This window comes from Flavicella sp. (genome assembly GCF_029238425.1).
Lineage (GTDB): Bacteria > Bacteroidota > Bacteroidia > Flavobacteriales > Flavobacteriaceae > Flavicella.
In genome coordinates this window covers 1-1,915 of the sequence record NZ_JAQWGB010000141.1, presented here as the reverse complement: position 1 = coordinate 1,915, position 1,915 = coordinate 1, and the positions used below count along the sequence as shown (strand labels likewise).

Here is a 1,915-nt window from a genome sequence, read left to right as displayed (position 1 = left end):
GAATTTTTTCAAATCTAAAGCAGAATCATCTGCTACAGGAATATGCCAATTCATTTCTAAAGAAGAGTGTCTAACATTGATTCCTCTTTTTCCTAAAAATTTCTCAAGTGTTAGTTTATCTTCTTTATGGATACCTTTTACTATGAAAGATTTCCAAGAAGTAATACAAATTTTCCCAACTTTATGATCCAAACAAAAATCAGAAAAATCTTTTAAGAAATTTAAGTCGTATTTATTGTTTCTCCAGTACAAACCTAGCCAGTATCTGTTGATTCCCATTTTGTTCATTCCTTCGTAATATGGAAAGGGTTGAAAAGGAACCTCCAATTCTTTTTCTATGGTCCTGTTGTTCGTTTCTAAATGAGCATTAACTAGGTCAAAAAGTTCTTCAACATCATCTGCATCAGTATAGATTTCCTCAATTTCTTTTGAAATTTTATGAATATCAAATGTGAAAATTAAGACTGGATAGAAAACAGCTTCTTCCCAATGTGGAAGCTTAAGGTTCAGGTACCAGTAATCTTCATGCTCAGAAGCAATAAAATTCAATTCACCGCTATACAATGGAACTAATTGCTGTTTAGGATCAGTGATGTTTATTTTTAATTTAGGGTTGTATCTAAAGTTTTCTAGGATGTATAGATACTTCACACCATTTAACCATGGTGTATTCATAAATATATCAGAAGAAACATAAGAACAAACTATATTCTGATTTTCTGCATCTGAGACTGATGCCATTGTTAGATCAGAAAATTGAGCTAGGATGGATTTGTTTGCCTCCGTTACGGGAAAATTTATGTCTTGACGGGAACCAAAAGATATGTCGTCTAAGCCAAGCGCTTCTGCAAGTTCAATTACTCTTTTCAATTCACCTGGTGATAAAACACCTCCTTTAATGAAAATACGTTGTAATTCGTTTGTCATGATTTTATCTTTTAAATTGATTTATGCCAATTGTGTTTGTGTAACTTCTTTTAAAATGTCTCTAACTTCTGGTTTACAACTACCGCAACCTAATCCGGCACCCGTTGATTTACATAAGGCTGTAAAGTCTGTACAACCACCGTTAATAGCATCTTCTAAATTTCCTTCTCCAACTTGGCTACAAGAACAGATCAGTTTTCCAATAACAGGAACAGAATTGCTTTGACCTCTTAATAGTTCTTCTCTTTTGTCAGATAATTCAGTACGATCTTCAATCAAGCTTTTGAATTCAGCAAATTCACTTTTATCTCCCATCATTACGGCACCTACAAGCTTATCATCTTTTACAATGCATCTTTTGTAAAAGCTTTTACTCACATCCATTAATAAGATTTCTTGATAACTTGGGTCGTTTTCTGGGTATTCAATATTTCCAATACTACAAAGATCAAGATCTTCAAATTTTAAGATGTTCATTAATACAGACCCTTTATAAGTACTGTTTAAATCTCCTAAAATAAACTTGGCAGCAATATCTGCTTGTTGTTCTGCTGCAGAAGTAATACCAAATAAATTATTGTTGAATTGAGCAATTTCACCCATTGCAAAAATAGTAGGATCACTTGTTTGCAAGTATTGATTTACAACAACACCTCTTTGCGCAGCAAGTTTGGAAGAACGTGCTAGTTCAATATTTGGAATGGTACCAATAGCATAAACAATTGCATTGGCTGTAATCGTTTTTCCTGTTTTTAAATTGATAGATAAAGAATTGATCTCATCATCCTCAAATACGGTATTTACCTCATTGTCAAAATAAATTTGAATCCCTCTTTCTTGAACGTCTTGAGCCAATAATCTACTGGCAACTCTATCAAGTTGACGTTCCATTAGTCTAGGGGCTCTTTGAACAATAGTGATATTAACGCCTCTTTTGTTCAAAGCAGCAGCCAATTCAAGTCCAAGCAATCCACCTCCAACAATAACA

Annotated in this window: 1 protein-coding gene and 1 pseudogene; both read right to left on the bottom strand. The window is 33.5% G+C overall.

Going from position 1 to position 1,915, the window contains the following annotated elements; translation table 11 throughout:
* Positions 1 to 927 (bottom strand): annotated as a pseudogene (locus P8H68_RS10345) (rubredoxin); the annotation flags it as partial.
* 21 nt (positions 928 to 948) lie between these two features.
* On the bottom strand, positions 949 to 1,915 hold a 967-nt coding region (locus P8H68_RS10340), incomplete at its 5' end, for an FAD-dependent oxidoreductase (protein WP_300324536.1).